The sequence below is a fragment of the Pseudomonas brassicae genome (genome assembly GCF_010671725.1).
GTDB classification, from domain to species: domain Bacteria; phylum Pseudomonadota; class Gammaproteobacteria; order Pseudomonadales; family Pseudomonadaceae; genus Aquipseudomonas; species Aquipseudomonas brassicae.
The window spans coordinates 1-3,181 of record NZ_JAAHBU010000519.1; the positions used below are offsets into that span (position 1 = coordinate 1).

General features: G+C 63.3%; 2 protein-coding genes and 1 pseudogene. All 3 read right to left on the bottom strand.

Annotated features, from left to right (window positions below; translation table 11 throughout):
* Positions 1–116: 116 nt before the first annotated feature.
* Positions 117–2,526: pseudogene (locus tag G3436_RS25520) on the bottom strand (TonB-dependent siderophore receptor).
* Between the two features lie 95 nt (positions 2,527–2,621).
* Complete coding sequence (locus tag G3436_RS25525; RefSeq protein WP_163950957.1) at positions 2,622–2,819, bottom strand: FecR family protein; 198 nt, start codon at positions 2,817–2,819, stop codon at positions 2,622–2,624.
* Positions 2,765–3,181 (bottom strand): FecR family protein (locus tag G3436_RS25530; protein ID WP_178116607.1); only part of this gene is annotated, 417 nt, incomplete at its 5' end. The genes G3436_RS25530 and G3436_RS25525, both read right to left, overlap by 55 nt.

Consider the following 3,181-nt stretch of genomic DNA (forward strand, 5'->3'; position numbering starts at 1 on the left):
TCTAACCAACTGAGCTATGTAGCCAAGTGGCGCGCATTATTCGCCCGAAACGAATTTGTGTCAACACTCTTTTCGAAAAAATTTAACGCACGATCAACTGCTTAGGCAAAACCCCCTCAGAATTTGTAGGTGAAGTGGGTCATCACGTTGCGTGGCGCGCCGTAGGTGCCGTACAGGCCGGCCATGCTGTAGTACTCGCGGTCGAACAGGTTGTTGAGGTTTACCGATGCTTCCAGGTGCTCGTTGATGGCGTAGCGCGCCATCAGGTTGGCAATCGCGTAGCTGCCCTGGGTAAAGGTGTGCAGGTCGTTGCCGACCTTGCTCTGCCAGTTGACCCCACCGCCCACGGTCACCTTGTCCAGTACGCCAGGCAGACGATAGGTGGTGAAGGTCTTGAGGCTGTGGCGCGGCAGCACGGTGTTGATGCGCTCGTCTTCGTTGTCGGTGGTCAGGGTGTAGGCGTAACCCGCTGACGCCTGCCAGCCCTCTGCCAGCTCGCCGCTGACTTCCATTTCCAGACCCTTGGAGGTGGTGTCCTGCTTGGCGTCGTATACGTTGTCATGCTGCCAGATCGCCAGGTTGTCCTGTTCGAGCTTGAACAGCGACACGCTGGAGTTCAGCTTGCCGTCGAAGTGGCTGCCCTTGATGCCCATCTCGTAGCCGATGCCCTGCATCGGGTCGATCGGCTTGAACTGCTCATCCTGCACCCACGAACCCTGCGGGTTGAAGATCTTGGTGTAGCTGGCGTACACCGCCCAGGTGTCGTTCAGGTCGTAGACCACGCCGGCATACGGGATGAATACACCGGTTTCCTTGCGGTCGGTACTGCCCGTGGCGCCGCCGTACGGGCGGTCTTCGGTCTTGCGTTGCCAGTCGATCAGGCGGCTGCCCAGGATCAGGTTCAGGTCGTCGGTCAGGTGCAGGCGCGTGGTGAGGTAGGCCGCGTATTGGTTTTCTTCCTGGGAAGACTTGCCGCTTTCGGTGAAGGCCGGCTTGGGCTGCTTGCCATCCCAGTCAAAGAGGCTGTCGATCGCCGCACCCGAGGTACCGTTGTAGTCGTAACGCCAGCCGCCCCACTCGGGCACGCTCTGGCTGAACTGCGACAGGGTCACGCCAGTGATCAGCTCATGCTCGCGGTTGAACAGGCTGAAGGGGCCGGTCACGTACAGGTCGAGGTTGTCCTGGCGTGGTGTGCCGGAGAAACGCACCGGCAACTGGCTCATGCCGCTGCCATCTGGGTTCAGGCTGCCGGTGACGAAGCCGAACAGTTCGTCGAACTGGTTTTCCGAATGGCTGTACTCGACCTTGCCGCTCCAGCCATTGCCCAGCTGTTGTTCCACCGAGGCGAAGTAGCTGGTCTGTTCATGGTCGTTGTAGGACCAGCTCGGCGCGCTGTTGATCGAGCGGCTCAGGTTGCTGCGCTCGCCGTTGCTCAAGCGCGTTGGCAGGCCACTGCGCAGGGGCGAGTCGACATCGGTGCGCAGGTAGCTGAAGCCCAGGGTCAGCAGGGTGTCTTCGGTCAGGTCGAATTCGGTGATGCCGTAGAGCAGTTGGGTGTCCTGCTTGTAGCGGTCGACCCAGGCCTTTTCGGTCTTGTAGTCGGCCACCAGGCGGCCGCGCACGTTGCCGCTCTCGGTCAGCGGGCCAGACACATCGAAGCCGCTGCCGTAGCGATCCCAGGTGCGGCCGAGCCGGTAATGCTGGCCTGGCCCTCATAGGTGGGGCGCTTGCGGATCAGGTTGATGGTCGCCGACGGGCTGCCCATGCCGCTGATCAGGCCGCTGGCGCCACGCACGATTTCCACCCGGTCGTACATCGCCATGCTCTGGGTGTAGTTGTCCATGCGCGTGGTGGTGGGCACGCCATCGATTTCGTAGTTCTGGATCACGAAGCCGCGCGAGTAGTAGCTGTCGCTTTCTGCGCCCAGGCCGTCGCGGGTGACGATGATGCCCGGTGTGGCTTCCAGCGTGTCGGTCAGCGTATTCAGGCGCTGGTCGTCCAGGCGCTGACGGGTGACCACGGTCAGCGCCTGCGGGGTTTGCTGGGGCGTGAGGTTCAGGCGCGTCGAGCTGCTGGAGGAATAGGTGGTGTACAGCCCGGTGCCTTCGGTGGTGGAGCCCGGCGCCTTGCCCGAGATGCTCACGGCATCAGTTGCAGGCCGCTGCTCAGGTTCACCGGCAGCTCGATCAGGAAGCTGCTGGGGTTGGGCTGGCTCAGGCGTGCGCTGCTACCGGTCAGGGTACGCAGCGCCTGCTCGGCGGTGTACTCGCCTTGCACGGCAGGGGCGGTGATACCGGCGACCTGGTTGGCATCGTAGATCACCTGGTAGCCGCTCTGTGCGCTGAACAGCTCGATGGCATCCACAAGCGATTGTGCCGAAATACGGAAATCGATGCGCTGGGCCTGCGCCTGGGTGGTCTCGGCGGCTTGCGCCGCTGCACCCGGCAGCAGTGCGAGCAGGCTGGCTGCCAGGATGGCGCTGGCCAGTGGCCGACGGGTAAATGCGATGTCACGTGGATACTGCATGGTGCCTCCCCCAAGAAGGTGCAAATGGTAATGCTTCTTATGTGGGGGTGTGACGCAGCAGGAATGCGAATTACCGTGCGCCCCTTAAAATATTTTCAGCGCACGATGATCCAGTGTCCCAGCAGGGCGTCGGCACGCAGTTTCTGGCTGCTGATCAGGGCATCGAACGCCGTGTCTGCCTGGTCGAGGTTGAAACTGCCGCTGACCCGGCGCTGGCCGGCCGCGCCGTTGAGCAGTATCAGGCGGCTGCCTTGGTAGTCGGCCAGTTGTTCAAGCACTTGCTGCAGGGGCACGTCGCGTACCCGTAACTGGCATCGCGCCAGGCCAGCAGGCGTTCGGCGTCTACCGCATGGGGCGCGTCGAGCTGCTCGCCGTGCAGCGTCAGGCGCTGGCCGGGGCTCAGACGCTGGCGCTGGCTGGCGGTGCTGACCTCGACACTGCCGCTGAGCAGTACCACTTCGTCCTGCTCGCCACGGCTGACCGAAAAGCGCGTGCCCAGCACCTGCACCCTGGCATCGTCGACTTCGACCACGAACGGGCGGCCGTCATGCACCACCTCGGCGAACACCCGGCCCTGGCGCAGGCGCACGGTGCGGGTGGCGCGTCGAGGTCGATGTCCACCGCGCTGGCGCTGTCCCAGGCGCAGGCGCGAGCC